The sequence below is a fragment of the Pseudomonas sp. AC463 genome (genome assembly GCF_979253585.1).
Genome location: NZ_CEEDDZ010001258.1, coordinates 1 through 229 on the forward strand (window position 1 = coordinate 1; position 229 = coordinate 229).

Consider the following 229-nt stretch of genomic DNA (forward strand, 5'->3'; position numbering starts at 1 on the left):
CAACGGGTGGCCGTCCATGCCAGGCATGTTCACGTCGCGGACCACCAGGCTGAAGGGTTCCTGCTCCACCGCCTCCAAGGCGTCCTCGGCAGAACCGACCGCCCGGTAGTCATGGCCCGCCACCAGCAGCGTGTCAGCCAATGCTTCACGCAGGGCGCGATCGTCTTCCACCAACAGAACCTTGATCGCCATTACTTTTTTACTCCGCGCTTGCCGCGCATGAAAACAG

The 229-nt window shown here is 62.0% G+C and carries 1 protein-coding gene; it reads right to left on the minus strand.

What is annotated here, in order from left to right; genetic code table 11:
* The coding region (locus tag AC0IYH_RS34340; RefSeq protein ID WP_471838971.1) for a response regulator at positions 1-192 on the minus strand (192 nt) is incomplete at its 3' end.
* Between the last annotated feature and the right edge of the window lie 37 nt (positions 193-229).